The 25,531-nt window shown below is 58.7% G+C and carries 23 protein-coding genes and 1 tRNA gene; 11 read left to right on the top strand and 13 right to left on the bottom strand.

Going from position 1 to position 25,531, the window contains the following annotated elements:
- The first annotated feature begins 112 nt into the window (after window positions 1-112).
- The gene (locus HMPREF3042_RS03540) at window positions 113-2,845 is read left to right on the top strand and encodes an ATP-dependent Clp protease ATP-binding subunit (protein WP_070856086.1); all 2,733 of its coding nucleotides are present in this window, start codon (window positions 113-115) and stop codon (window positions 2,843-2,845) included.
- Between the two features lie 123 nt (window positions 2,846-2,968).
- On the opposite strand, the gene HMPREF3042_RS03535 is transcribed toward HMPREF3042_RS03540, so the two are convergent.
- Both HMPREF3042_RS03535 and HMPREF3042_RS03530 read right to left on the bottom strand, forming a co-directional pair.
- Complete coding sequence (locus HMPREF3042_RS03535) at window positions 2,969-3,814, bottom strand: hypothetical protein (protein ID WP_070856085.1); 846 nt, start codon at window positions 3,812-3,814, stop codon at window positions 2,969-2,971.
- A complete protein-coding gene (locus tag HMPREF3042_RS03530; RefSeq protein WP_070833320.1) occupies window positions 3,814-4,374 on the bottom strand; it encodes a hypothetical protein in 561 nt (186 codons plus the stop codon). The genes HMPREF3042_RS03535 and HMPREF3042_RS03530 overlap by 1 nt, the downstream gene beginning before the upstream one ends.
- 130 nt (window positions 4,375-4,504) lie before the next feature.
- Between HMPREF3042_RS03530 and HMPREF3042_RS03525 the strand changes: the two genes are divergently transcribed.
- Complete coding sequence (locus HMPREF3042_RS03525; protein ID WP_070856084.1) at window positions 4,505-5,338, top strand: DUF1266 domain-containing protein; 834 nt, start codon at window positions 4,505-4,507, stop codon at window positions 5,336-5,338.
- A gap of 333 nt (window positions 5,339-5,671) precedes the next feature.
- A complete protein-coding gene (locus HMPREF3042_RS10840) occupies window positions 5,672-5,848 on the top strand; it encodes a hypothetical protein (protein WP_168168123.1) in 177 nt (58 codons plus the stop codon).
- A gap of 39 nt (window positions 5,849-5,887) precedes the next feature.
- Here HMPREF3042_RS10840 and HMPREF3042_RS03520 read toward each other — a convergent pair whose 3' ends face one another.
- Complete coding sequence (locus tag HMPREF3042_RS03520) at window positions 5,888-7,180, bottom strand: lipase family protein (protein ID WP_246822304.1); 1,293 nt, start codon at window positions 7,178-7,180, stop codon at window positions 5,888-5,890.
- A 62-nt stretch (window positions 7,181-7,242) separates the two neighbouring features.
- Window positions 7,243-8,175 carry an HhH-GPD family protein gene (locus HMPREF3042_RS03515; RefSeq protein WP_070856082.1) on the bottom strand — a complete coding sequence of 311 codons (933 nt, stop codon included), beginning with the start codon at window positions 8,173-8,175 and terminating at the stop codon, window positions 7,243-7,245.
- Window positions 8,176-8,204: 29 nt separating this feature from the next.
- Between HMPREF3042_RS03515 and HMPREF3042_RS03510 the strand changes: the two genes are divergently transcribed.
- Window positions 8,205-8,837 carry a carbonic anhydrase gene (locus HMPREF3042_RS03510; RefSeq protein WP_070601110.1) on the top strand — a complete coding sequence of 211 codons (633 nt, stop codon included), beginning with the start codon at window positions 8,205-8,207 and terminating at the stop codon, window positions 8,835-8,837.
- A gap of 4 nt (window positions 8,838-8,841) precedes the next feature.
- Window positions 8,842-9,561 (top strand): hypothetical protein, encoded by a 720-nt coding sequence (locus tag HMPREF3042_RS03505; RefSeq protein WP_070851864.1) that lies wholly within the window; start codon window positions 8,842-8,844, stop codon window positions 9,559-9,561.
- On the opposite strand, the gene radA is transcribed toward HMPREF3042_RS03505, so the two are convergent.
- Window positions 9,558-11,117 (bottom strand): DNA repair protein RadA, encoded by a 1,560-nt coding sequence (gene radA / locus HMPREF3042_RS03500; RefSeq protein WP_070856081.1) that lies wholly within the window; start codon window positions 11,115-11,117, stop codon window positions 9,558-9,560. The genes HMPREF3042_RS03505 and radA overlap by 4 nt on opposite strands.
- A 290-nt stretch (window positions 11,118-11,407) precedes the next feature.
- On the bottom strand, window positions 11,408-12,094 hold the full coding sequence (locus HMPREF3042_RS03495; protein WP_070851866.1) for a hypothetical protein: 687 nt from the start codon (window positions 12,092-12,094) through the stop codon (window positions 11,408-11,410).
- Between the two features lie 154 nt (window positions 12,095-12,248).
- Here HMPREF3042_RS03495 and HMPREF3042_RS03490 point away from each other — a divergent pair, with 154 nt between their 5' ends.
- The 3 genes from HMPREF3042_RS03490 (at window position 12,249) to rlmB (ending at window position 15,350) form a co-directional block, all read left to right on the top strand.
- Window positions 12,249-12,824, top strand: coding sequence for a CarD family transcriptional regulator (locus HMPREF3042_RS03490; RefSeq protein WP_005510159.1), 576 nt, complete (start codon window positions 12,249-12,251; stop codon window positions 12,822-12,824).
- A gap of 139 nt (window positions 12,825-12,963) precedes the next feature.
- On the top strand, window positions 12,964-14,367 hold the full coding sequence (gene cysS, locus HMPREF3042_RS03485; protein WP_042388940.1) for a cysteine--tRNA ligase: 1,404 nt from the start codon (window positions 12,964-12,966) through the stop codon (window positions 14,365-14,367).
- A gap of 38 nt (window positions 14,368-14,405) precedes the next feature.
- Window positions 14,406-15,350, top strand: a complete 945-nt coding sequence (rlmB, locus tag HMPREF3042_RS03480) for a 23S rRNA (guanosine(2251)-2'-O)-methyltransferase RlmB (RefSeq protein ID WP_038626584.1) — start codon at window positions 14,406-14,408, stop codon at window positions 15,348-15,350.
- Window positions 15,351-15,905: 555 nt separating this feature from the next.
- Here rlmB and HMPREF3042_RS03475 read toward each other — a convergent pair.
- The 3 genes from HMPREF3042_RS03475 to HMPREF3042_RS03465 are packed head-to-tail and all read right to left on the bottom strand — an operon-like array spanning window position 15,906 to window position 18,453.
- Window positions 15,906-16,778 (bottom strand): metal ABC transporter permease, encoded by an 873-nt coding sequence (locus tag HMPREF3042_RS03475; protein ID WP_070856080.1) that lies wholly within the window; start codon window positions 16,776-16,778, stop codon window positions 15,906-15,908.
- Window positions 16,778-17,458 carry a metal ABC transporter ATP-binding protein gene (locus tag HMPREF3042_RS03470; protein ID WP_070856079.1) on the bottom strand — a complete coding sequence of 227 codons (681 nt, stop codon included), beginning with the start codon at window positions 17,456-17,458 and terminating at the stop codon, window positions 16,778-16,780. The genes HMPREF3042_RS03475 and HMPREF3042_RS03470 overlap by 1 nt, the downstream gene beginning before the upstream one ends.
- A gap of 2 nt (window positions 17,459-17,460) precedes the next feature.
- On the bottom strand, window positions 17,461-18,453 hold the full coding sequence (locus HMPREF3042_RS03465; RefSeq protein WP_070856078.1) for a metal ABC transporter solute-binding protein, Zn/Mn family: 993 nt from the start codon (window positions 18,451-18,453) through the stop codon (window positions 17,461-17,463).
- A gap of 318 nt (window positions 18,454-18,771) precedes the next feature.
- Here HMPREF3042_RS03465 and HMPREF3042_RS03460 point away from each other — a divergent pair, with 318 nt between their 5' ends.
- Both HMPREF3042_RS03460 and HMPREF3042_RS03455 read left to right on the top strand, forming a co-directional pair.
- Window positions 18,772-19,878 carry a LacI family DNA-binding transcriptional regulator gene (locus tag HMPREF3042_RS03460; protein WP_070856077.1) on the top strand — a complete coding sequence of 369 codons (1,107 nt, stop codon included), beginning with the start codon at window positions 18,772-18,774 and terminating at the stop codon, window positions 19,876-19,878.
- A 102-nt stretch (window positions 19,879-19,980) separates the two neighbouring features.
- Complete coding sequence (locus HMPREF3042_RS03455; protein WP_070549860.1) at window positions 19,981-20,604, top strand: flavin reductase family protein; 624 nt, start codon at window positions 19,981-19,983, stop codon at window positions 20,602-20,604.
- Here the strand turns inward: HMPREF3042_RS03455 and HMPREF3042_RS03450 are convergent.
- The 3 genes from HMPREF3042_RS03450 to HMPREF3042_RS03440 form a co-directional block, all read right to left on the bottom strand.
- Window positions 20,586-21,005, bottom strand: coding sequence for an META domain-containing protein (locus tag HMPREF3042_RS03450; RefSeq protein WP_246822303.1), 420 nt, complete (start codon window positions 21,003-21,005; stop codon window positions 20,586-20,588). The genes HMPREF3042_RS03455 and HMPREF3042_RS03450 overlap by 19 nt on opposite strands.
- A 71-nt stretch (window positions 21,006-21,076) precedes the next feature.
- Window positions 21,077-21,466: a hypothetical protein gene (locus tag HMPREF3042_RS03445; protein WP_070856076.1), complete on the bottom strand. Its 390-nt coding sequence runs from the start codon at window positions 21,464-21,466 to the stop codon at window positions 21,077-21,079.
- A 238-nt stretch (window positions 21,467-21,704) separates the two neighbouring features.
- Window positions 21,705-23,357 (bottom strand): threonine/serine exporter ThrE, encoded by a 1,653-nt coding sequence (locus tag HMPREF3042_RS03440; RefSeq protein ID WP_070856075.1) that lies wholly within the window; start codon window positions 23,355-23,357, stop codon window positions 21,705-21,707.
- Window positions 23,358-23,717: 360 nt separating this feature from the next.
- Between HMPREF3042_RS03440 and HMPREF3042_RS03435 the strand changes: the two genes are divergently transcribed.
- Window positions 23,718-23,793, top strand: a tRNA-Thr gene (locus tag HMPREF3042_RS03435).
- A gap of 129 nt (window positions 23,794-23,922) precedes the next feature.
- Here the strand turns inward: HMPREF3042_RS03435 and HMPREF3042_RS03430 are convergent.
- Window positions 23,923-25,425, bottom strand: a complete 1,503-nt coding sequence (locus tag HMPREF3042_RS03430) for a hypothetical protein (protein ID WP_070856074.1) — start codon at window positions 25,423-25,425, stop codon at window positions 23,923-23,925.
- Between the last annotated feature and the right edge of the window lie 106 nt (window positions 25,426-25,531).

Genomic DNA, 25,531 nt, shown 5'->3' with positions numbered 1-25,531 from the left:
TGTTCGCTACTGGCGTACGGCTATAGGGATTAATCTGTGTCGCGTCGCGTTTAAGCTAGGTGAAACAACCTTTATTGAATTACGGCAAAAATAGACACTTGAAAGGGCAGTGATGTTCGAGAGGTTTACGGACCGAGCACGTCGCGTTGTCGTCCTGGCACAGGATGAGGCACGCGAGCTCAATCACAATTACATCGGCACGGAGCACATCCTGCTCGGCCTGATTAGTGAAGGCGACGGTGTGGCTGCCAAGGCGCTGGAGTCCATGGGTATTTCCCTGGACGCTGTGCGCTCTGAGGTGGTCGACATTATTGGTCGTGGCTCCCAGCCGCCGAGCGGTCACGTGCCGTTTACCCCGCGTGCAAAGAAGGTGCTGGAGTACTCTCTGCGCGAGGCTCTGCAGCTGGGTCACAAGTACATCGGTACGGAGCACCTGCTGCTCGGCCTGATTCGTGAGGGCGAAGGTGTTGCTGCTCAGGTCCTGGTTAAGCTCGGCGCTGACCTGCCGCGCGTACGTCAGCAGGTTATTCAGCTGCTCAGCGGTTTCCAGGGCGATGAGTCCGATGGTTCTCCGGAGCAGCGCCCGGTCGGCGCCACCTCCGGCGCTCGTGTGCAGGAAGGCAACCACCAGTCCGGTTCGCTGGTGCTCGATCAGTTCGGTCGTAACCTGACCGTGGCTGCACGCGAGGGCAAGCTGGATCCGGTTATTGGCCGTGAGAAGGAAATCGAGCGCATTATGCAGGTCCTTTCTCGCCGTACCAAGAACAACCCTGTGCTGATTGGTGAGCCGGGTGTCGGTAAGACCGCCGTTGTGGAGGGTCTCGCTCTGGACATTGTCAACGGCCGCGTGCCGGAAACGCTGAAGGATAAGCAGCTTTACTCCCTCGACCTGGGCTCGCTGGTTGCGGGCTCCCGTTACCGCGGTGACTTCGAGGAGCGTCTGAAGAAGGTGCTCAAGGAGATTAACCAGCGCGGTGACATCATCCTGTTTATTGACGAGATTCACACGCTGGTCGGTGCCGGTGCTGCAGAGGGCGCAATTGACGCGGCCTCGATTCTGAAGCCGAAGCTGGCTCGCGGTGAGCTGCAGACCATCGGTGCTACCACTTTGGATGAGTACCGTAAGCACATCGAGAAGGACGCCGCTCTTGAGCGTCGTTTCCAGCCGGTGAACGTGCCGGAGCCGAGCGTGGATCTCACTATCGATATTCTGCGCGGTGTCCGAGATAAGTACGAGGCTCACCACCGTGTCTCCATCTCGGATAAGGCACTGGTTGCCGCAGCTACCCTCTCGGATCGCTACATCAACGACCGCTTCCTTCCGGATAAGGCTGTTGACCTGATCGATGAGGCCGGTGCTCGTATGCGCATCAAGCGCATGACTGCCCCGGCCGACCTGCAGGAGATTGACTCCAAGATTGCCGATGTGCGTCGCCAGAAGGAAGCCGCCATCGACGAGCAGGACTTTGAGAAGGCAGCTGGTCTGCGCGACAAGGAGCGCAAGCTGGGCGAAGAGCGCCGCGAGCGCGAGAAGAAGTGGCGTGCGGGCGAGTCCGACACCATCGCTGAGATTGGCGAGGAACAGATTGCGGAGGTCCTGGCTTCGTGGACTGGCATTCCGGTGTTCAAGCTCACCGAGGAAGAGTCCTCACGTCTGCTGCGCATGGAGGATGAGCTGCACAAGCGCATCATCGGTCAGGAAGAGGCCGTCAGTGCTGTCTCCCGCGCTATTCGTCGTACCCGCGCTGGTCTGAAGGACCCGAAGCGTCCGTCCGGTTCGTTTATCTTCGCCGGCCCGTCCGGTGTTGGTAAGACCGAGTTGTCGAAGGCCCTGGCCGAGTTCCTCTTTGGCGAGGAAGACGCACTCATTCAGATCGACATGGGTGAGTTCCACGACCGCTTCACCGCTTCGCGCCTCTTCGGTGCTCCTCCCGGATACGTCGGCTACGAAGAGGGCGGCCAGCTCACCGAGAAGGTGCGCCGCAAGCCGTTCTCCGTCGTGCTTTTCGACGAGATTGAGAAGGCCCACAAGGAGATTTACAACACCTTGCTGCAGGTCCTGGAAGACGGTCGTCTTACTGACTCGCAGGGGCGAGTGGTGGACTTCAAGAACACGGTTCTGATCTTCACCTCGAACCTGGGCACCAGCGACATTTCCAAGGCTGTTGGTATGGGCTTCTCGGGCGTCGGCGAGGCCGATGAAGACGGCAAGTACGAGCGGATGAAGGACAAGGTCCACGACGAGCTGAAGAAGCACTTCCGTCCGGAGTTCCTGAACCGTATCGACGAGATTGTGGTCTTCAAGCAGCTGAGCCAGGCCGAGATTGTTCAGATGGTCGACCTCATGCTGGCCCGCGTCAGCGACCAGCTCGGCGAGAAGCGCATCACCATGGAGATTTCCGACCGCGCCAAGAACCTGCTGGCCAAGCGTGGCTTTGATCCGGTGCTCGGTGCCCGTCCGCTGCGTCGCACCATCCAGCGCGAGATTGAGGATCAGCTCTCCGAGAAGATTCTCTACGGTGAGGTTGGTCTCGGCGAGACCGTCTTCATCGATGTCGAAGGCTGGGATGGCGAGTCCAAGGACGTCGACAAGGCGAAGTTCACCTTCACCAACAAGGGCAAGGCCGGTAACGTTGATGCCGACGGCGGTGCTCTGGGGGAGTCTGAGGAAGACAAGGACATTCTCGGCAGCGCTGGTACCAGCGAGTCCGATATCATCACCCCGGATGTACCGGGTGACGGCGGTTCCACCGCCGCTGGAACCGACCTAGAGTCCGGTTCCGACTCCGATGACGACGGCCACAACCCGCCACCGGCTGGTGCGGGTGCTGGCCAGCCGCTCTAAGAGGTTTAGCCGCTAGCAGTACCAACGAACACTGCCGCCCCAGTTCCGACTCCATTATGGGAGGAACTGGGGCGGCAGTGTGTCTATATGCGGTCTTTCCTAAAAGCGCGGAGAGTTGTAGTTCTACTTGGCCACGCCGAGGTCGACCAATGCTTTCTTTGCTGCTTCAGGGTCATCATTTTTGATCATGTACTCAACGATTCCCTGGTCCTCTGGGAGGATTTCCGCAACTGTGATGAGGGACTCCACTCGCTGCGCCTTGAATGTGGAACCGCGCGTTGATTCTGCCGGAATCTCAACGGCATCCAAGACGGGCTTGCCGTCACGAACGGCGGCGGTGGCGGCAGGGTCATCGGTGAAGACTACGTAACCAACGTCGGGTGCCTTCGTAGTATCCACGGAACAGTTGGTACCCATTGCCTGTGGGGCAGGGGCACTATCCGGACCATAGTAGCTAAACACCACTTCATAGTCTGTGCAGGCCCGCACGAAGTTAGCAATCGGTTCAGGTGCGTGGTCGGCAGGGGTGAGGCCGCTGGTGGTATCCCCACCAGTGGCGCCGGTAGCGCCACCGTTGGAAGCGCCGGGATTGGCAGGTGCTTCAGCGGCGGACTGTGCGGGAGCAGCGGACTCGTCTGACTTGTCACTAAAGAGCGCGTCTTTAGCTGCAACGTAGGCAATCGCTAGCACCACGATGCCCGCTATCACTAAGGGGAGGAGTAATAGCTGCTTCTTTACACTGAGACCTTTCGATGCGCCGCTGGTCTGAGCACCTGTCGTGCCCGCGCTGGAGTTTGACCTGGAGGTAGCAGTCGTATTTGCCGGAGATGCTCCGGTTTCTAGTAATGAGCCATGCTTGATGTAATGGCGATAGCCATTTTCCGCAATAGGCAGGTTTTGCTCGATGTGTGATGTGTCTTCTGCCCCATTAAAGCGGTCGGGCGAACCCGGGTATGCAAGTCGAATCATTATTCAGTCCACCACCGTGAATCAATGTCGGAATACAGGGAGCGCATCGACTCTGCAAGCTCTTCTAAACTATTGCGATTGAGACGGTGCTTGTTTTCTTTCCATCGCTCAAAAAGCTCCGTCGACGACACTGCACGCGAGGCCTCCGTTCGTGCCTCTCGGCCTGCGGTCAGGGCCCACTGGGCAGCAAATTGCACACGTTTCGCAGCTTTTTCTGTGAAACCGCTCCACACTTTATATGTGTTGTAGAGCTGGGCCACGACGGCCCAGCCGCCCTTGTAAGGCAGAACGATTACATTGGCGAGGTTGTCGAGTTCAAGGAACTCGAATTGAGACGGATCTTTCTTGTTGGCGGTCACGAGAATTCTTCGGTTGGTGACGAACGCTGCGCCATCGACTCCACTGGTTTTTGTAGCGGCGGCCTCGAGCACAATCTCGTCGACACCAAGACCTTCTACAACAGCGACGGCGGCAGTGCGCACAATCCCGGAATTACCGGCACGTTCAAGTGCGGCACCGAGATCTGGCCGGTCGGTCAATGCAATCTGGGATCCTGTCATGCACACGAGACTAGCAACACAATTAAAACCGCGCCTGAGGTTCGGTGCTATGACATAACTCACCCCAGGTGTGGGGTGGTGTGTGAAGTTACACTGACTCAACCCCGAAACCTCGGTACTTTGTGAGGATATGAGCCTTACATTCACCCCAGCAAAGTTTGATGACTCTTCGCTCTACAGGTTTGCCAAGTTCCCGTGGCCGGAACCGGCGCCGAGCAAAGATGAAGTGCGCCGCCACTCGTGGGGAATGACGTACAAGAGCAATAAGGCGTTTGCGACCCCGCTAGGGGTTGAGAACATCAACGCAAGGGCGGCCAAGTACTACAAAACATCTCTCGAGCAAAACTGGGGGGTCACTGGTGCACAGGAAGCGCACCAGGCTATTGACGTCTTGCTCGAAGGCAGCCAGCACGTGGAAAATGACTTTATTTTACCGCTCGCATACGCCATGAAAGACGTCCCCGAGCGCGAGCTAGATGCGGAAGTGGAGGAAAAGGTCGAGTTCCTCAAAGACTTCTTTGTTGTCCAAGGTGCGGATCCGCGTCGTGGGGAACATAAGTTCCGCTACCTCGTACGGATGCTGCGCTCCGAAAACTTTGCCAAAGCAGCAGCCCCGGCATTGCCCGCCACTACTCGCGCATGGGACATAATCCGAATTCACAGCGTTGGTGGTCCGGCAACGGAGCTGGGATGGATCTCTCCAGAAGAGTTCCTTCAGATTTCCGATAAGGCCGTGGCGGCGTTGCAGCGCTACTTCGTGTCGTGGGCTGACGTAGCCGCAAGCTTCTGGTGGGGTCGAATGATCTGGGCAAGTGACGGTGAGCCCGACGTCGCCGCTGCGATGAAGGATCAATCGCAACGGCTCACCGAGTTGCTCGCACACAGTGATTCGCCTTGGGTACGCGTGCCCCTGCATGACATCGAGGTGGAGGAGCCCTTTTCCTCCTTGGGCGGTCTGCACTAACTAGCTGTCGTCATTGTTCGGGATGCCGTGGCAGCGGCCGGTTTCATGAGCTCATTAGAATCGGTCACAAATAACGGATTGAGGAATCTATGGCGCAGGAACGGCGAGTTCAAGGGCATCTGCAAGGCGAAGTTACCTTCACCAATATGGGGCAAGGTCGGTAACGTTGATGCCGATGGGCGGTGCCTTGGCCGATTCTGAGGAAGATGACGGGCGTTCTCGGCAGTGCTGACGGTATCCTGAGCGTTTGTATCTGGCGACATCAAAGCTACTGTCGATCAGGCCACTGCCGAGGCAGAGTCCGAATCTGATAACTCCGAGGGAGAGAACTAAATGGGGATCCAATTTCGCAAGAAGCAGAACCTGGACAAGGACACGTGGCTGAACTACTCGGGTTCGGGAGTCTCTGGTTCTAAGCGTATCGGTCCGGTGACCTTTAACAGCCGTGGCGGTTACACCGTCCGACTGGGCAAGGGCTTGACCTTCCGTGGTCGCTGGAAGAAAAAGTAGCTGTACTTGCTAGATGGAGGAAAGCGGCGGTTGTCGCCGCTAGTACCCCATTTTCTGATTCACCCACGCAAGCATCTCTTCGTGGGTGAGCACGTAGGCAAGGCCGTGCGTCCCATCACCGAGGTCAGTATCGACCTCCACGTAGGTGATGTCGGCGCCGGCCTTTTGCCATTTCTGCACAAGTTCGCGTGCCGACGTCACCGGTAACACATCATCCAATGCGTTATGTGTGACGAATACGGGCATACTGGGCGTCTTTGCCCCCAGGGCCTGTTCGTCCACGTGGCGGCGAACGGCGGGGGAGAGCTCCGACGAGCGCAGATTCTCCGCTATCCCTAAATCATTGGCTGTAAATGCCTTAGTGTCATTGCGGGGCCAGCGTTCGACAGTAGCGCCAACGCATTCATCGGCGGTGAGCTTCAGGAAGTCCTGCCCCAGAGGGCTCAGCATGCGCTCGATTGGTTCTTTGGTCTCTGGGTACTCAGCAATTAATCCGTTCGTAAAGTATCCGACGAGCCCCGCCAGCGCCGAGCCGCGAATATGCAGTGCGGTGTCGGTGAGATCGGCGGGAATCGCGCCGGCGTAGACCGCGCGAATATTTAGCTCGGAGGAGTATTCCGCAGCTAGCTCCGCCGCTGCAGCGGTGGCACCTCCACCCTGTGAGTAGCCGAAGAGCGCAATGGGAGTATCTACAGGTAGTTGCAAAGTTTCAATAGCCGCTCGTGCCATATCGAGCGTGTTATTCCCGGCAATCTCACGGTTGAGATACGGATGTACCCCAGGCGTGCCGAGCCCCTGGTAATCCACAATGGCGACATTCCACCCCTGTGCCAGCAGCTGCGGTGCCGGGGGTGTCGGAGGTGCCTCGTAGCGCAGCGCAACCGAACTGGCACAGTTATCGGCCATCCCGAGAGTTCCTGGCGCAATCACCGCCAGGGGACGTGGGGACTTCTCCGACCAGTGGGCATAGGGCTGCAAAATCGTACCGGACACCGCTGTTTGGCGGTGGTCGCGTGCACCTGTGGAGGAAAACACAACCCGCTGTGCTCGTGCGGGCGCATTGACCGGAAATGGCGTCCGCGTAATTACCTGTCCTGGAGGCAACCGCTTCACCGTAGAAGAGTCAGAGTCCGAGGAACCGAAGCCAATCGCATCTAATTCATCCACTGCTGAGCAGCCGCCGAGCGCACCCGTGCTGACACCAAGAAGAGCAACTCCAAGCACCGCGCTCAGTGGAATTGCACGCCTACGAGTTCCGTGGCTACCGGTTCCACGCTTACTAGCCCCAAAGAGACAGCGCTGGCGCTGAAATCGATGGGACGAGGCATTCATGTTCCCAATTCTAGGCAACGCACTTGGTCGAATCTGGTCTTTACCGGAGCATTGCCTCGGCTTTAACGGGGCAACTGGAAGCGGCCATCGGGAGTTTGCTCCGCAAGGCCGTCGTCAAGCAGGGAAAACAGTGCGCGGGAACGCTGATGCGCATCATCCCAAACCGCATCGAGAGCGGCCTGTTCGACGGGGGAGTTGGCGGCGCGGAGCACGTCGAGAAGCAAGCCCCGGACTTGGCGGTCGGTGCCTTCGAACTTCTGCACACGCCGTTTAGCAGCGGCGATTTCGTGGTCTTCGGGTTCGGGGCGACCGGCGGCAACCCAGGCGCAACTGGTGGCGATGGGGCAGACCTCGCACTCGGGTGTCGTTCGACAGACAGTAGCGCCGAGTTCCATGAGTGCGACGGAAGTCTCGGCCGCAGTCGTGGGGTCGAGTGGTAGGAACTCTTCGACGAGCGCCATGTCGGCGCGTTTGGCGATGCCGGGTAGGTACGTGCCCTGACGGTGTCGCCGGAGTACGCGGCGCACGTTGATGTCCACCACCGGCGTGCGCGCGCCAAAAGCAAACGCCGCTACCGCCCGAGCGGTGTAGTCCCCTACCCCCGGAAGGGCTAACAGTGTGTCCACGTCGCTAGGCACTTCGCCGTCGTGCTTTTCGACGATCTTTTCTGCGCATTCACGCAGCCGGAGTGCACGTCGGGGATAGCCGAGTTTTCCCCACATACGCAGGACTTCATCCTTGGGCGCGACTGCCAAATCGGCTGGGGTGGGCCATTTTTCCAGCCAGGCGTGCCACGAGGGGATCACCCGGGCGACGGGAGTCTGTTGACTCATCACTTCGCTGACGAGCACAGCCCATGGTGAAGTGCCTTCTTCGCGCCAGGGAAGTGGCCGCATGTTGGTGCGATACCAATCACGTAAGGCGGCATCGACGTGTTCGTCGAAGTCGTCGGATTGGTTAATTGCAGAGGTCAATCTACATTCTCGCTTTCCCATAAACAGCAGAGTCGTTGCACAATATAGCTATGAGCAATTCTGAGAGGACTCCTGAGAGTGTATGGCAATCGATGGTGCGCGGAAACCTCCGCTTCTGCGAGAGCAAGACTGCACATCCTCGCCAGGACTTGGTTCGTCGTAAGCAGCTGACGCAGGGGCAGAAGCCGAAGGCCGTTGTGCTGGCTTGCTCGGATTCCCGCGCTCCGGTGGAGATTATTTTCGATCAGGGCTTGGGCGATGTATTTGTGATCCGTACCGCCGGTGAGATCACCGACTTGTCGGTGCTGGCTTCGCTGGAATTCGCAGTTGATGGTCTTGGAGTTTCGCTGGTGATTGTTCTCGGTCACGAGTCTTGCGGCGCTGTGGCTGCGGCGAAGAATGCACTGGACGGTGGCGAACTGCCGGGTGGTTTCCAGCGTGTGCTGATTGAAAAGGTCACCCCGTCGCTGCTGGCGGCTCGCAAGGATGGTGAGACTGAAATCGACGAATTTGAGCGTCGCCACGTGCGCGAGATTGTTAATCACATTATTGATCGCTCCCCGGAGATTTCGTCACGACTGGAGACCGGCGAGGTAGGCGTTGTCGGTATGCGGTACCGCTTGGAGGACGGACGCGCTGAGACCGTCGTTACCCATGGAGTCAGCGAGAACCCGCTAACCTAAATGTGTGACCAATAAGCTGCCTCCAGAAATCTACCGGCGTCGGCGTATCGCCGCGGCGGTGTTGCTCGTTATCATCCTCGTTCTCCTGGGCTGGGGTATTTCCGCACTGGTAAACCGGGACAGCGAGGATTCTGAACCGGTGAATGTCACCAGGGATGACGGGAAAGAGGTGACCCCTCCGGAACAGCCTAAGGAACCTTACGCGCCTAAGTCTGACAAGGACTCGAAGAACGACAAGTCTGACAAGTCTGACAAGGACGCCAAGAAGGGCGACAAGGAAGGCGAAGACTCCTCGAAGGATGACGCTCAGGCGGCGCTTGCGAACAAAAAGGACTGTACCCTTGCAGATCTACAGGTGACAGCCACCTCGGATCAGCCGAACTACGGCGATGAGCAGCCGACTCTGGCGATTACCGTCCACAATCCCACCGGTGGCGAATGCCGCGTGAACCTTGATGAGCAGCAGTTGCGCTTCGAGGTGTACGACCTGGCAACGTATGAGCGAGTCTGGTCGGATGTGGACTGCAATGACTCCGAAGGCCACGGTGAACTGGTATTGGCACCGGGCGAGGAAGTCAACTATGCCGCCACCTGGTCGCGTCTGACCTCGGCGCCGAACAAGTGCTCCGAGGAAGACCGGGTCCCAGTTCCCTCCGGGTCGTACATCTTCTACGGCGTGATTGGTGACAACAACTCTGACGCCTACACGTTCAACATGCGCTAGCGCTTAGCTCCTAACCCAAGCTCAATGGCCTCGGCAACGGTGCCTGCTTCCAGCAGCCGCATCCCTGCCGGGCCTTTTGCGCCTCTGGGCACAATTGCCGTGTCGAAGCCCATTCGATGAGCTTCCTTAAGGCGCCACTCCAAATCGGTCACTCGCCGCACTTCGCCGGCCAACCCCAGTTCGCCGAGTGCAATGGTTTTGTCCTGGAAGGTCCGCTTAGTCATGGATGAGGCCAGTGCCAGCGCAATCGCCAGGTCTGCGGCAGGCTCCGACAGCGTCATTCCGCCGACGGTGGACACGTACATCTCCATGCGGGCCAACTGCTTGAAGTTACCGTGTTCAGTCAGCACGGCCGCGACCATCGGCACGCGCCTCGGGTCGAGACCAGAGACATTGCGTCGTGGATTATGTGCCTCGGTGTTGATTACCAGGCCCTGCACCTCCGCCAGCAGCGGTCTGCGGCCATCCATGGCCACGGTAATTGCAGTTCCCGAGGTCGGCGTTCGGTGATGCAAAAACAGCCCCGAGGGATCCTCAACTTCCGCAATACCGCCCGCGGTCTGCTCGAAGCAGCCCACCTCATCGGTGCTGCCGAAGCGGTTTTTCAGACCCCGCAAGAAGCGTAGCCCCGAGTGTCTATCGCCTTCGAAGTTGAGCACCACATCAACGAGGTGCTCCATCGTGCGCGGGCCGGCCACATTGCCGTCCTTGGTCACGTGCCCTACCAAGAAAATCGCAGTCCCGGTCTCCTTTGCCAACGCCGCCAGGGCAGAGGTTACGGCGCGGGCCTGAGCAACGCCACCGCGAGCACCTTCGACGTCGGCACGCATCGTCTGCACGGAGTCCACAATGAGCAGACCGGGGGAGAGCTCTAGTGTCAGATCGATGACGTCCTCGATATTCGACACCGCCGACAGGTACAGCGAGTCCGACAGCGCGCCAGTGCGCTCAGCACGCAGTCGCACCTGACCGACCGACTCCTCACCTGTGACGTAAAGTGTCGGCCCCAAATCGCCGTCCGCGCAGCGATAGGCCACTTCAAGCAGCAACGTCGACTTACCAACCCCCGGCTCGCCGGCCAAGAGCACCAACGAACCCGGCACAATACCCGAACCGAGCACCCGATCCAGCTCATCGATGCCCGTGCGCACCGCGTGCGCAGCCTTGGCGGAAATCCCGGTAATGGCCGTCAGTTCAGAAGAAGAAGTGGGGATTCGATCTGTTGCGGATGTCTCGGCGAGGAAACGTTCCTCCGCCTCGTCGTCAAGCGCGCGCTGTGCTAAACGCTGGCTCTTAGCCGCGACGGAAGTGGAAGATGCTTTACGACGGTCACCTCGCGTGCCGGGCTCCGTTGTGGCAGTACTCCGGCGACGTTGCTTGGCTGCCCGGGCGGCGATTTTGTCCTCAAGGGTGGAGCCGGACTTCCCGCTGCTGGAGCGGATAGTGACCTTCTCCAGCGTGCCCCACTCTTTGCAGTTGGGACATTGACCAACCCATTTCGACACCTGCCAACCGCATGCCGAGCATTCGTAGGCTTCGTCTTTGGTCTTGGCCACGGTGCAACCGCCTTTGCTTCAAACGAGGGGGCGACAGACCCGACAACGTTGGGTGCGGGATGTGCGGGAAATGTCGCTAAAAAAATTGCCCCAGATACGCGAGAACGGGCCAGGGCAGAGTCAATGACATGTGTCAAGGACTGACTGTACCGCCGTGGCCCGTATCAAGCGACCAATCGCCCATGCCCGCTCGATGAAGCTCCTCGCGTTATTTGCGGGACAGGACTGCGCTGTACCAGCGCTAATAGTGCGCTGCGCGTGAACAGCGCAGGAACCGCGCCGTGCTGCGCTTACTTGGATTCAATCATGCCGTCAGCACCGCGGTTCGGTGCGCCAGCTTCCAGAATGTCAGCGGAGACGGTGATGTCCAGGTCGTAGGTGTTGGTCTGGCCCTGTGGGTCAGTGAACTCGAAGGTGGCCTCGCGGTTCTGGCCGGCAGCGCTGCTCTTGTCGCCAACCAGGGTGCTCGGGTCCAGCTCATTGGTGTAGTACGCGATGCAGCCGGTGTTGTCCTTAGCGGTCTTAGCCAGCGGATCGATGACGGACTTCGGGCCGGCAACAATCTGGCACTCACGCGGCAGGGAGTTCTCGCCCTTGGCAGCCTTAGCGAAGGAAGGAGTCTCAGCGACCTTCTTCAGCTCAACCTCGCCGATACCTTCAACGGTGACGGACTTCAGCGTGTAGACCGACTCGGTAGCGCGCTGCTGGTTGCTGGCGGAGAACTTCAGACCAGCGGTACCAGCCTCCGGGTCAACCAGGATGTGAGCGTCGCGGATGTTGACGAAGCCAAGAGCCGAGTTGGTGTTCTCAGCACCCTTGCCGGCAGCATCTTCGCCGCCGTTCATCGCACCGTCGACAGCCGGGTGCTGATTTGCGGTCTGCGAAATCTGACCGGCGCCACAAGCAGCAAGTGCAACTGCAGATGCTGCGGAGACGGTGATGAGAGCGCTGCGGCGAAGTACGGACTTGAAGGCCATGACTAGATTTCCTCCAGTAGCTTGAGGATGGGCGATAGGATTTTCAGTATTTAAAGAACACCTTAGTGTCTTCCTAAGATGTTCTCATACTACCCGTAAAATCATGGGGGGACATGATAGGGTGGAAGGCCGTTGGAAAGGGCGTGTGCATTACATGGAATTCAGCATTGGCGATACCGTAGTTTATCCGCACCACGGAGCTGCGAAAATCGAAAACATCATTGAACGAGAGCTTAACGGTGAGACCGTTCAGTACCTTGTACTGCAGATTCTGCAGAGTGATCTGAATATCCAGGTGCCCGCCAAGAATGCCGAGCTGGTCGGTGTCCGCGATGTTGTCGGTGAAGAGGGACTGCTGAAGGTCTTCTCCGTGCTACGTGAGACCGACGTGGAAGAGGCCGGCAACTGGTCTCGTCGCTACAAGGCCAACCAGGAGCGCCTGGGTTCGGGCGACATTAACAAGGTCGCTGAGGTAGTTCGTGACCTGTGGCGCCGCGATCAGGACCGCGGTCTGTCCGCCGGCGAAAAGCGTATGTTGAGCAAGGCTCGCCAGGTTCTCGTCGGTGAGCTCGCGCTTGCCGACGGCGTTGATGAGGCCAAGGTCGAGGAAGTTTTTGCCCGCGTCGATGCCACTATCGAGCGTCACCGCGCGCTGGCACAGGAAGGTGCCGCTGGTGAGAAGAAGGATGAAGCCGACGATAAGCCGGTGGACCTGGACGCAGACGCATAAGTCGTCTCCCTTCCCCGGTTCCTTCCAGTAGGGATTTTCTGCACTTTTCCGGGTAACGGCTAGCGCACACACATTGTCCGTGTGCGCTAGCCGTTTTCTCTTTTTCACCCGTATCTATTTCCCCGCTATGCTCGGGGCTGTGACTTTTCAAATCTTCGATACCGCAACCCGCCAACTGAAGGATTTTGAGCCTCTCCGCGAGGGGCATGCCTCCATTTACCTGTGCGGTGCGACTCCGCAGGCTCAGCCGCACATTGGCCATGTTCGCTCTGGCGTGGCCTTTGATATCTTGCGCCGTTGGCTGATCGCCAAGGGGTATGACGTCGCGTTTGTGCGTAACGTCACCGATATCGATGACAAGATCTTGAATAAGGCCGCCGAGCACGGCCGCCCTTGGTGGGAGTGGGTCTCCCGCTTTGAGCGCGAATTTACCTGGGCCTACAACCAGCTCGGTGTTCTTCCGCCGAGCGTTGAGCCGCGTGCCACCGGACATGTCACTCAGATGGTGGAGTATATGCAGCGTCTGATGGATAACGGCTTCGCCTACGCTGTCGATGGCAGCGTCTATTTTGACGTGGACGCCTGGTCCAAGGCTGAAGGCAGCGACTACGGTAGCCTGTCCGGCAACCGCGTTGACGAGATGGAGCAGGGCGAGACCAACACTCCGGGCAAGCGCGGTGCGCACGATTTCGCGCTGTGGAAGGCGGCCAAGCCGGGCGAGCCCTCGTGGCCGACGCCGTGGGGTAATGGCCGTCCGGGCTGGCACCTGGAGTGCTCCGCCATGGCCACCTACTACTTGGGCTCGGAGTTCGACATCCACTGTGGCGGTCTCGACCTGCAGTTCCCGCACCATGAAAACGAGATTGCGCAGTCGCACGCAGCCGGCGACGGCTTTGCTCGCTACTGGATGCACAATCACTGGGTCACAATGGCCGGCGAAAAGATGTCGAAGTCGCTCGGCAACGTGTTGTCCGTGCCGCATATCCTGACCATGGTTCGTCCGGTTGAGCTGCGTTACTACCTCGGCAGTGCGCACTACCGCTCCGTGCTGGAGTACTCCGAGGAGGCTCTGCAGGAAGCGGCAGCGGGCTACCGTCGTATCGAGGCGTTTATGCACCGTGCCGTCGATAAGCTCGGCGATATCGAAATCGGTGAGTGGACGCCGGCGTTCGAAGCAGCGCTCGACGACGACCTCGCCGTCCCACGCGCGCTCGCGGAAATCCACAACGCTGTCCGTGGAGGCAATCAGGCGCTTGCCGACGGCGACGAGACCAAGGCCAAGGAGATTGCCGGTGCTGTCCGCGCTATGGCCGCAGTCCTTGGATTCGATCCGCTGAATGAGCAGTGGGCAACCTCCGATTCTGGTTCTGATGCAGCAATGCATGCGCTCGGTGTGCTGGTTGAGCACCAGTTGGAGGAGCGCACCCGGGCTCGTGCAGAGAAGGACTGGGCTACGGCTGATGCTGTACGCGACCGTCTGAAGGAAGCGGGTATCGAGGTAACTGATACCGCGGATGGTCCGGCATGGTCTGTCGCTGACTAAAGCTAAAGAAAACTATTAACAACAGGAAGCAGGTAGCTATGGCAGGCAACGGTCGTCGTGGTGCAGTGCGCAAGGCAAGCAAGAAGAACGTTGGCGGCTCCGGTGGCCAAAAGCGTGGCTTGCGTGGCAAGGGGCCGACCCCGAAAGCAGAGGACCGCGTTTATCACGCAGCTCATAAGCGGGCGAAAGAGAAGCGCCGCCGTGACTCCGGGCGTCATGAGCGCAAGGGGGATGGCACCGAGCTGGTAGTTGGCCGTAACCCGGTCGTGGAGTGCCTGCATGCAAAGGTGCCAGCGGCAGCGCTGATTGTGGCGCTGGGTACCGACAATGACGAGCGCCTGCAGGAGTCAGTGCGTATCGCTAACTCCCGTGGTATCCCGATTCGCGAGGTGCCCCGCCACGAGTTGGACACCATGACCGGCAACACTATGCACCAGGGTATCGGCCTGCAGATTCCGCCGTACAAGTACGCATCTGTCGAAGATCTGATTGATTCGGTGGCCAAGACCGGGGAGCCGGGCCTTATCGTCTGCCTGGATAACATCACCGACCCCCGTAATCTGGGCGCGGTCATTCGCTCGGTGGCGGCCTTTGGCGGTCACGGTGTGGTGATTCCGGAGCGTCGCTCGGCTGCCATTACGGGCGTCGCCTGGCGTACCTCTGCTGGTACTGCTGCGCGTCTGCCGGTTGCGCGGGCGACCAACATGGTGCGCTCGCTCAAGCAGTTCCAGAAGGCTGGTTACCAGGTCGTTGGACTGGATGCCGGTGGCGACCACACTCTGGATACTTACGACGGCACCACCCCGGTGGTGGTGGTTGTCGGCTCTGAGGGCAAGGGGCTTTCGCGCCTGGTGCGCGATACCTGTGACACCATCATGTCCATTCCGATGACCGGTTGGGTTGAGTCGCTCAACGCTTCCGTTGCTGCCGGCGTGACTCTGAGTGAGTTTGCCCGCCAGCGCCGGGCAAAGAGTAGTCAGTAGCGCATTTGATACCCCCGTAGGCGCCATTATCAATTCGTTATAGTAATGGCGTTTACGTGGGGTATTTTGCGTTCTAAATGGCGTCCGGTACTTATGGCTACCCCCAGTAGCTCAGTGCTTTAAAGATAATTCTATTTCCGGCGTGCGCTGCAGAAATAACGGCGTTATTATCACTTCCAACAGAAAATTATCCGTAGTTTCCTGAAGGGGAGGGCGGGCACATCATGCTCCTAGAAATGGGGGCGTAATTGGCCGTAATTTAGGGATGCTCACGGACCTAGCGGTGGCTTGTACAGCTAGCTTTTGGGTCACTGAGATGTCAGACCACGACATCCTCAGCGTTAGTTTTTCTGTCTGCCGGGTCACCCTATTTCGGCAGTCTCGCAGTCTTAAAAAGCTGGGGGTATTGGAGTCTGCTTTTAGAGAATCCAGCAAAAATACGGGCAGCCCCTCGGTGGCGAGAGGGAAGGTGGACGCACCTTCTCCGCGATCGTCACTCGAGGAGCTGCCCGATGTTTTTGTTGTTTTAACAGCTACTCCGAAAAGCGTATGTGTCTATTTTCTCCACTTGGCAGCCTGAACGTCGTCACGCGTTGCCTTACGCGACTGCACCGTTCCGATGGCGTAGCAAATCAGGTAGATGACAAACGCGATTGTCGTCACTAGAACGCTGACCGGGATACCCGGTGCGAGCGAGAGAACGATGCCGCCGACAGCCGCGACCTCAGCGAAGATGGTCGAGAGGATGATGGCCTTCACCGGCGAGGCAGTAACGAATGCGGCTGCGGCACCCGGGGTGATAATCAGGGCGATGACGAGCAGGGAGCCGACAATCTGCACGCCTTGGGCGGCGACGAGACCGGTGAGAATCGCGAAGTAGATCGATAGCGCCTTGACGTTGACACCACAGGCGGCGGCCATGATGGGGTCAGCGGAGGCGAATAGCAGCGGCCGCCATTTCCAGGCAACGCCGCCGACGACGATGACCGCGACGATGGCCATCGTCCATAGAGAAGTGTCAGTCAGACCAATGATCTGGCCGGTGAGAAGTGAAAACGCGGTACTTGTCCGGCCAGGGTAGAGGTGGATAAATAGCACCGATAAGCCCATGCCGAAGCTCAAAACCACGCCCACAACCGCATCTTGGCGCCCTCGAAGCGACAGCGCCGCCAGGACTATTGCGATGAGCACCGAGCCGATAATGGCACCGCTGCTGACACTGACACCAAGTAGTAGAGCCGCGGATGCGCCCATGAGTGCCAGCTCACTGGTGCCGTGGACAGTGAAGCTCATCTGCCGCATGACGATTAGTGGCGAGATGATGCCGGAAATCAGCCCAAGCAGTGCCGCTGCAATGAGGGCATTGTGGACGAAGCCGACCTGGAGTAGAGCGGCGGTGTCGGAGAAATACTGAGCCAGTAGGGTCATTAGGCGATAACCAACTTTCCCTCGACACGGGCAACCACAATTTTGGTTTGGTAGAGCTCCGAGAGCGTCTCTGAGGTGATGATTTCCTCGACCGATCCGACCGCATGTCCATGCGGCGTCAGGTAGAGCACCCGGTCACAGACACCCAGGATGGGATTGATGTCGTGGGTGACAAAGACGACTGCCGTGTCATTTTCCCGGCGATGCCGGTCCAGGCGCTCGACCGTGGTCCGTTGTGCCGCAGGGTCGAGGGAGAGCAGAGGCTCGTCGCAAAGCAAAAAATCCGGTGCCGAAACGAGCGCCTGCGCCTGACGCACAAGCTGTTGCTGACCGCCAGAGAGCGTGCCGACACGACGGTCCGCAATACCCGTTGCGCCGACAAACTCCAGCATCTCGTCGGTGGCGGAGCGGTTCTTGCCAGCTGCCAGCTCGACGAGGTCGCGAACCCGAATGGGCAGCGAGGGCTCGAACATCCGCTGCTGCGGAATGTATCCCAGATTCCCGTCGACTTTTACTGAACCGTGAGTCAGCCGCCGCATGCCAAGGGCGGTGGTCAGCAGCGTGGATTTGCCGACGCCGTTCGGACCCAGGATGGCCAAGAACTCGCCGGGCTCGATATCCAAATTCAGACCGGACCACAGCGGTTCGACGGCTGCGTCAGTAAAAGTCAGTGAGGGCAAAGTTATGCGGACTCCATATCGGAAAGGGTTTGCTTGTAGAGGTCAAAGAACGACTGGTCAGCGCTCGGCGACTCAAAAACATCGACGATTTTAACGCCCTTTGCCTTGGCTGCCTCGACGAGTCGCTGCGAGACCTGGTCGTGGGTCTGCGGCGAGTCGATGAGGTAGTCCAGCTCTCCGGACTCGATCAGCTTCAGCATTTCATTGACATCTCTTGCCGACGGCTCGGACTCATTCAGCGTGGACTGACGGTACCCCTTCGGGGTGATGTCCTTAACCTTCGTGTCTTTCAGGATGTCATCGGCCAGCGGGTGAACCTGAGCAACCTTAGCGGCCTTGAGCTTGCTCTTGGCCTCTTCGATGTCCTTGATTTCCTTATCGACAGCCTTGGTGTCGGCCTTGGCGCCCATCTTGGTCAGAGCTTCGGCGAGCTGCTCTGCAGTTTCTTCAACCGCATCGGTGTTGTACCAGACGTGCTCGTTGGCCTCGCCATCGTGGTGGTGGTGCTCGTGGCCGTCGTGGTCGCCATGGTCGTGGTCATGGCCCTCGTGATCGTGATCGTGGCCCTCGTGATCATGGTTATGGCCCTCGTGATCGTGATTGTGGTTGTGGCCCTCTTCCTGCGGCAGCGCAGAGATGATGACCTTATCCTTTGCGTCACGCAGAGAGGAGGTCAGCCATGCGTCGTAATGCCCGCCACCTGCGACGAGAATATCGGCGTCCTCTACCTTTGCCATGTCGGCTGCGGCCGGTTCGTAGGAGTGAGGATCGATGTCGTTGGACGCGATAATCGGGTCGATGGCGACCTTCTCGTCGTCGGTGACTGCGTCGGCGACGTCCGCCCAGACCTTGGTGGAGGTGACCACCTTGATGGTGTCTTCGGACTTGCCCGCGGACGTGGTGCTGTCATCATTGCTGGAGCATGCGCCGAGACCTGCGACGAGGCCGGCGCTGGCGACTAGCGCCGCGATGCGCGTGGAAAAGCGTGCCTTCATATTTGTATCCAATCCTGTTGCGAGCTGAATTATTTCCTCTATTCAGCTTCTGAGCATTAACCGCTATTGAAAACAGTTGTCTTTTAGTTCAAAGAATATAGTAGGGGCTGCGGAGACCCAGTCACAAGGCGGATTGCTGCCGGAGTGGCAGAAATGACAGTCGCGCACATTCGTTGGGTAAAGTTGTCCGCGATTAGATGCGTGTAATGCTCGTTGCAGTTCTTTTCCATGAAACTGAGGTTTTTCTACCTGAGATAGCTGAGTGAAGATAGCTGAGCGGGCAGTCACTGTTGGTTTTTCAAGAAGGGTCGGTATTCCGTGCAAAGTCGGCGTCGTCGTGGCACCTTGGCTTCCATCGCAGCAGAACTTGGGGTCTCGCGCACGACTGTGTCCAATGCTTACAACCGCCCTGACCAGCTCTCAGAGAAGTTGCGCGAGCACATCCTGGAAACTGCGGAGCGGCTTGGCTATCCGGGGCCGGACCCAATGGCTCGGGGTCTGCGCATGCGCCGGGTTGGCGCCATCGGCGTGCTGTTCACCGAGCACCTCCCATTCGCTTTTGAAGACCCTGCGTCGGTGGATTTTCTCGCCGGCCTTGCAGAAGAGCTCGGCGAAATGGGCGACTCCATGTTGGTCATCCCAGCTTCCTCCGAGGAGGGCGGGGACGTAGATCTCAATCTGATTCGGCAGGCGGTGGTCGACGGCTTCGTGGTCTACTCCGTCGCGGACAACGATCCGTTCCTCGCTGCGGTGCGCGCTCGCGGCTTGCCGACGGTCGTGTGCGACCAGCCTGCAGATGCGACGGCTCTACCGTTTGTGGGCATCGACGACCGTGAGGCCATCAAGCCCGCGGTGCGACACCTGACTGAGTTGGGGCATCGCAAGGTGGGAATCCTTTCGGTGCGCTTGTCGCGTACCCCGAACTCGGGATATGTCACGGAGAAGCGGCTGGCAGAAGCTCATCACCAGGTGCAGAAGAATCGTGTCGAAGGTGCGCTGGAAGCGCTTGCTGAGGGCGGTATTCAGCAGGCAGATGTGCCTATCATCGAGCGTCACCTCAATGACCGCGAGAACAACCGCGATGCGGCTCGCCAGCTGCTGACCGATAACCCGGATCTCACGGCAGTGGTCTGCACTACCGATACTCAGGCAATTGCGGTCTTGGAATATGCCGAGGAGAACGGAATTCGTGTTCCGGAGGATCTGTCCATCACCGGCTTTGATGGAATTGAGCGCGCCCTCTTCCACAAGCTGACCACTGTGATTCAGCCGAATAGGCAGAAGGGCATTGCCGTCGGCCGCGCGCTGGCCGAGGAGCTTGAGGTCGCACACGAGGACGGCGGTCGCGCTCCTCGCGTCTTGTTGGAGACTGAGTTTGTCGTTGGAGCGACGACTGCAGCGCCGTCGGCACTGTCAGCCGGGTAGCGGGCCGACGAGGTAACAACATCGTGGCGCTATCGGAGGTTCCTGGGGTGGTAAACCCCACCTCGTCTTTACTGTGTTCGGATTCAGATTAAGGTCTATTACATGACAGATTCAACAAATTCGAGCACCGACCGATCAGCCGCGGCTTTCAATAATCTGGAAGCCACCGGCCACGACCATGTCGAACTTGGCGGCCCCGTCGAATTAGATGAAATGTCTATCCGTGGCGCGATGAGTGAGTTCACCACTGGCGTGACCATTATCGCCACCGAGGACGAAGGTGAGCCGTACGGTTTTGCCTGCCAGTCTTTTTCCTCTCTCAGCCTCACTCCACCGATGGTTCTGTTTACTGTCATGAAGACCTCGCGGTCGTGGCCGCACATACGGAACGCTGGACGTTTCTCCGTCAATGTGTTGGCTGAGGATCAGGAGGATATCTCGGCAGCCTTCGGTCGCAGTAATGGCGAAAAGTTCAAGACGGGGAAGTGGACCCGCTCTGAGCTGGGAAATCCGTTATTGCACGGCTGCTCCGTGTGGATCGATTGCACGGTAGTTGATGTTTACGAAGGCGGCGATCACTGGATCGTGACGGCGGATATTGTGGCCATCGGCAAGCGTGAAGAAATCAATCCGCTCATTTACCACCGCGGTTCTTACGCACGGGTTTCTCACCCCGGCATCGATGCGCCTGTTGATCAAAAGTGGCGTCAGCGCCCCTCGGTGTAACCCGAGGTTGTCGCAGTCCAGCCACGGCGATCCTCGCCTGGCTTGGTGTCTTTCATCTCTCGCATGCGCAGACCGTTGTTGTCCTGCTTGTAGGCGAATTCGCCCGCAACAATCTTGTGGAAGCGCTCCGAATAGGTCTGCGCCTGGTCTGAGCAGTCCAAACTGCGAGTCTGCTCCGGGGTGCCGAATTCGACCGCCTCGCCCTTCCACTGCAGCGAACCAGAGCCGTTGCCACAGGAATCAGCAAAAGTATATGTTGTCTGCCCCAGCGTAATAGTTGGCGCCTGAGTTCCGTCCGGCACACCGTGGGGCAGGTTTGGGTCATCAAAAATCGCGGTTATCTGCCATTGCTTGCCGACGATCTCCGCTGCCGGCTTTGCCTGGCATGCGGTAGCCGTCATGGACACCGCCGCAACGACAGCTACTGTGGCAACCGCCTTTTTCCCGCTCCGCCCCATGCTGCGTGACCCCGTTAGTTAGCTGCCTTCTTGGTGCTCTTCTTAGCAGCCTTCTTCGTCGTCTTCTTGGCGGCCTTCTTTGTAGCCTTCTTCGCCGTCTTACGAGTGGTCTTCTTTGCTGCCTTCTTGGCCGGCTTCTTTGCAGTCTTCTTTGCGGTCTTCTTAGTGGACTTGCGTGTGCGCTTTGCGGTCTTCGGAGCGTTTTCCTTCTCGTACTCCTCGTGAACCTTCTTGAAGCTCAGGCCTTCCTTCTCCACTCCGAGCATGCACATCAGAGTGACGGCATCGTAGAAGTCCTCGGCGAAGGTAGCCACAATTCGCCGTGCGCCAGCAGCGGTCTTTTCTTCGACCTTGTGAAGAGCCTCGTTCTGAGCAGTGCGAGTGTCTGTGACCTTCGGTGGCACGAATCCTCCTGGCAAGCATGGCCTTAATTGCGCCCAATACACCTACTTCTGCCAGCCATCTAGCCATATGCTCCCGTCACTGAGCTCAACCGAGTTCAGCGGAGAAGGAATGGGATTGTGATGACGCAGTTTCGGCTTTAAGCGCTACTTACAATTCAAAAACCTAATTCTACCACGTTGTTGATAGGTCGCGCGGTGTGGACAACCTGGTTCCGGAAGCGACCAGTTCACGCAGCGACTAGTCCAGGCGCGGGTTCATACCGCCCTTGAAGCGGTAGTTGCGTGGACGGCGAGGCTTGTTCCGCGGATTCACAGGACGGATGCGACGCATACCGGCTCGGATTGGACGGGTCAGGCCACTGTCTTCGCGCAGTGCGCGAGGGCGACGGAGCCTACGCGCCATCCATTCACCGAGGACAATGCCCGCAGCTAGTGCCGTCGCAATGCCCAGCGCTGAGGCCAGCGCCGTAAACCCCTTGGTCGGGTGGTCGTGCAGCAGTGCGTGCATACCGCGGTAGATTGTCATACCCGGAAGCAGCGGGGTGACGCCTGCCACTGCCGTAATCAGCGGTGGGATGGACCAACGTCGTGCCAGCAGGCCGCCGATGAGACCAATCAGCGTTGCTGCCGCGCCGGCGCTGGTCACCGGATGAATTCCCAGTGGAGTCAACACGTAGTAGTAGGTCATTGACCCCAGCAGGGCGACCGTTCCGGACACTGCCAACGCGGTGAACCCAGCATTCGAGGCCAACGCAAATGCGATTGAGGCGGTAGTTCCCGCTATCACCCGCACTGTTGCCTGTGCAAGGTTGAGGTCGGAGCCCGCGATGACGTCGGGAAGCGGAATGCCCAGCATTCCGGAAAACTCGATGCCCATTGCGATGCCAGCGACGATGCCGCCGGTCAACAACATGGTGTCGAAGAAGCGCGCCGAGCCAGTCACAGGTGCGCCGGTGATGCCGTCTTGCAGTGCTTGCACGAGGGTTAGGCCGGCGAGCATCACGATAATTCCCGAAGCGATTAGCCTGGATGGCTGCATTTCAAAGGGGAGATACGCCTGCGCCGCATTGAGTACAGCAGCGGAGAGTGTGGCGATGAGACCACCGACTGCGTTCTGGAAGAATGTGGGCAACTCGCGGGCGGCGAGTTCGCCAATCACGATGACGATGGCCAGTGTGACCGCAGCTGCGATAAGGGCAACCTCGAAACTCGAGCCGAGCAGCACTGTCACAGATGAAGCCAGCAATGCCCAGCCAGCGTAGATGACGCGGAGGCGGTATTTTGCGGGCTCACGCTCGACTTTGTCGATAGCCTCAATAGCCTCCTCCAGGCTCAGATGGCCCGCGCGGATTCGGCGGATGACACGATCGGTGTGACGTAAGCGCTCGAAGTCGGGCACTGGTGAGGTGACAACGCGCATGGCCGTGATAGGGGTACGGCGTGCGCCGATGAGGTGGTAGACGGTCACGGAGGTCAACGTGATGTCAACCTGAATCTGGGTGAGACCATAGGCTGAGGTCACGGCCTTAATCTGCAGCTCGGTGTCGCGGTTGCCCGAGCCACATGCCAGCAGCAGCCCGCCGATGCGAGCAGCGAGATCGAGTACGGCCGTGACCTGGCTGGGGTCGGAATAATCAATCGGTGCCAGCGGCAGTGGGGTAGTGGTCGAGTGCACTAGGTCGACAGTTGCCGTTGGGCCGGAAACGAAATCAATCACGCGCTGCTTGAAGGTGGACTGATCTTCGATTGCAGGAAACTGGGTCTGTGGAGTGTCGTCGTAAGCGACAGTGGCTTCAGTGTCGTAAGCGATAGTGGCTTCGGCATCGTAGGCATCATCCTTCGCGGCGGAGTTTTCTTCGGCGTTGGAGTTGTTGCCACCATCGAATGGCATGTCGACACTTCCTTTCCCCGATACTGCCTGGGGTGCGTTGCAGTGATGCTGCAAAGACGCGATGCGGAGACGTTGCAGAAACATAGCCCCAGTGCTTTAGCGATAGTCACACTACCCCGTCAACGACCGAGAATCTCAATTCGTTTTTGAGGCGGCGAATTTACTTATCTGAGCGGGGCTTTTAGTGTGCAGAAAAGTGTTCAAGAAGTACGGTTGCAGTATTCCTGTGGTGTCGTTTTTAACTTCTGCTTGCCAACCTGTACAATCGCCTGTCAGCGGCACAGCTGAGTTCGATTCTCAGGTTGACTCTGATTCTTTCGAGCCAGCGACGGCTAACGCCAAACGGGTCGCTTTAAAGTTGCCGGGATGGCGCAATTGGTAGCGCAACTGATTTGTAATCAGTAGGTTACGGGTTCGAGTCCCGTTTCCGGCTCCAAAACCCCAGGTCAGGAAGTTTTCCGGCCTGGGGTTCTTTGGTTTAAAGGGGAAAATGTAGGGGGTAAGTAGCGTGAGGGGTGAAATCGTCTAACAGAACGTCCGCATCCCTTCTGTCCCGTAAGTCGGCTTAGAAGCTGGAAGAACCGCCTGAACCGGAAAACCCCGAGCTAAACCCGCTGTTGACGCCACCGCTACTGGAAGAGCTGTCGCGGGCAGTGGTGGCATCGCTATCCCAGGTGCTCACGACATAGAAGGGCACGTAGCCGTGGTAGCCAGAGCCAGCGAAGAAATCAGAGTCGTAGATGCGCGTGCGCTCGGGGCGCTCGTCGGCCTCATTGCGCTTCTGTAGCTGGGACTGCACGTGCTCCGACAAGAGCGCGGAGCGATCCAAGAGTTCTAGGTAGCGCTCCATGAACTGCGGATGGTGTGGTTCCTTGGATAATTCAGTGGCGGCATCTTCCAACTCCTTCGCGTGGCGCTCAAGCGCCGAGTCGATGCTTGCGGCCAAGTAGCCTGCCTGTGCCAGATCCTTCTCCAGCTCGTAGAGTTCATAGCGGCGAGCATCCGCATCAGCGTTCTCAATGCGGTGCAGCTTTTCAATATTGGCCTCAGCGGTTTCCACGCGCTCGCACAGTTGGCGCGCGTTGGCGATGAGCTCGGAGTGTGAGCGGAATTGCTCATCTGGCGCATCCGCCGGAATCGACATGAGGGAACCAACCTGGCTATCGATTGCTAGGAAGTCATCGCGCAAACCCTCCCAGTCCTGGCGCAGGCGCTCATCCACCAGCCCTGATTGGAGCGAGTGCGCTCGAATATCAATCTCCCTTAGCCGTTGCGCCACATCGGTGTAGGTCTGCGACACGTAGTCCCAGTCCTCGCGTGCCTGCTGTGTCTTCTTCTGCCGGCTGCGGCGTACACCGCCGGCGAGGCCGACACCAGCGCCGCCAACGCTCAGGCCCGCCACCCCGAGGCCAACGGCCGCCGCCATCCGGTCCTCTTTTGCGCCCTCGTACTGAGTATCCGCAGCACGGTCTACGTCGATTGCAGCCGCTGCGCCAGCAAAGAGGCCAGCAGGAATGTTGTCATCCCGCACGCCCGGCTTAATTGCTTCGATGGACTGTTTCAGATGGCTGTCATTCTTGCGTAGCTTCATTTGAGCAGCCACGTCCTCACCCGCGAAGACGAAGGCTTGGCGCGGATCAAGGCCCACGCCGACGAAGACCTGGCCATCAGCAAACTTATCCTTGCCGATGAGCTCCTGGTGGTTATCGCGCAGGTACTCCTCTACGGAGTCATTAACGTTTTCCTTGTTCTCGGCAAAGACCATGTAGTGCAGCCCTTGGACCACGTCAGGGGCGGCGATCCGGGAGACATCGCGAAGCATGCGCTGTTCTTCCTCCGGGGTGAGCACATCGTCTGAGTCCATGATGTCAGCCTGCACCTCACGCTGCGCGGGCTGCATGACGTAGTCAGAGCGCTCGGGCGAATCAAAGACCGCCAAGCAGGTGCCCGCACCGACACCTCCGAGAAGCAGGCCGCCCACTGCTGCTGCGCCGATGATGGCACCGATGGAGGTCACTTTGGGGCCGCGGTTGGATGCAAAAGGTTTAATATCGCGAGAGTCGGTCACGGTGATTCTCCTATTCGCGAGCGATCGGCCCCGCCAATTTTATCCGGTTTAATGAGGTCGGGCGGGGAGCAAAGGATTCTTTTGAAGGCGGATTAAAGGGCAAATG

This window comes from Corynebacterium sp. HMSC074C05 (assembly GCF_001838325.1).
Classification (GTDB): Bacteria; Actinomycetota; Actinomycetes; order Mycobacteriales; family Mycobacteriaceae; genus Corynebacterium; species Corynebacterium amycolatum.
This window is presented reverse-complemented; position numbering and strand designations above follow the sequence as displayed.

Bases quoted from the DNA above. Each gene is read 5' to 3' on its own strand.
- HMPREF3042_RS03525 (WP_070856084.1), top strand. From the start codon at position 4,505: ATGAGCCTTACATTCACCCCAGCAAAGTTTGATGACTCTTCGCTCTAC.
- HMPREF3042_RS03465 (WP_070856078.1), bottom strand. From the start codon at position 18,453: ATGAAGGCACGCTTTTCCACGCGCATCGCGGCGCTAGTCGCCAGCGCC.
- HMPREF3042_RS03515 (WP_070856082.1), bottom strand. From the start codon at position 8,175: ATGGGAAAGCGAGAATGTAGATTGACCTCTGCAATTAACCAATCCGAC.
- HMPREF3042_RS03490 (WP_005510159.1), top strand. From the start codon at position 12,249: ATGGAATTCAGCATTGGCGATACCGTAGTTTATCCGCACCACGGAGCT.
- HMPREF3042_RS03540 (WP_070856086.1), top strand. From the start codon at position 113: ATGTTCGAGAGGTTTACGGACCGAGCACGTCGCGTTGTCGTCCTGGCA.
- HMPREF3042_RS03495 (WP_070851866.1), bottom strand. From the start codon at position 12,094: ATGGCCTTCAAGTCCGTACTTCGCCGCAGCGCTCTCATCACCGTCTCC.
- HMPREF3042_RS03450 (WP_246822303.1), bottom strand. From the start codon at position 21,005: ATGACGGCTACCGCATGCCAGGCAAAGCCGGCAGCGGAGATCGTCGGC.
- HMPREF3042_RS03475 (WP_070856080.1), bottom strand. From the start codon at position 16,778: ATGACCCTACTGGCTCAGTATTTCTCCGACACCGCCGCTCTACTCCAG.
- HMPREF3042_RS03535 (WP_070856085.1), bottom strand. From the start codon at position 3,814: ATGATTCGACTTGCATACCCGGGTTCGCCCGACCGCTTTAATGGGGCA.
- HMPREF3042_RS03530 (WP_070833320.1), bottom strand. From the start codon at position 4,374: ATGACAGGATCCCAGATTGCATTGACCGACCGGCCAGATCTCGGTGCC.
- HMPREF3042_RS03520 (WP_246822304.1), bottom strand. From the start codon at position 7,180: ATGAATGCCTCGTCCCATCGATTTCAGCGCCAGCGCTGTCTCTTTGGG.
- HMPREF3042_RS10840 (WP_168168123.1), top strand. From the start codon at position 5,672: ATGGGGATCCAATTTCGCAAGAAGCAGAACCTGGACAAGGACACGTGG.
- HMPREF3042_RS03455 (WP_070549860.1), top strand. From the start codon at position 19,981: ATGACAGATTCAACAAATTCGAGCACCGACCGATCAGCCGCGGCTTTC.
- HMPREF3042_RS03510 (WP_070601110.1), top strand. From the start codon at position 8,205: ATGAGCAATTCTGAGAGGACTCCTGAGAGTGTATGGCAATCGATGGTG.
- HMPREF3042_RS03440 (WP_070856075.1), bottom strand. From the start codon at position 23,357: ATGCCATTCGATGGTGGCAACAACTCCAACGCCGAAGAAAACTCCGCC.
- rlmB (WP_038626584.1), top strand. From the start codon at position 14,406: ATGGCAGGCAACGGTCGTCGTGGTGCAGTGCGCAAGGCAAGCAAGAAG.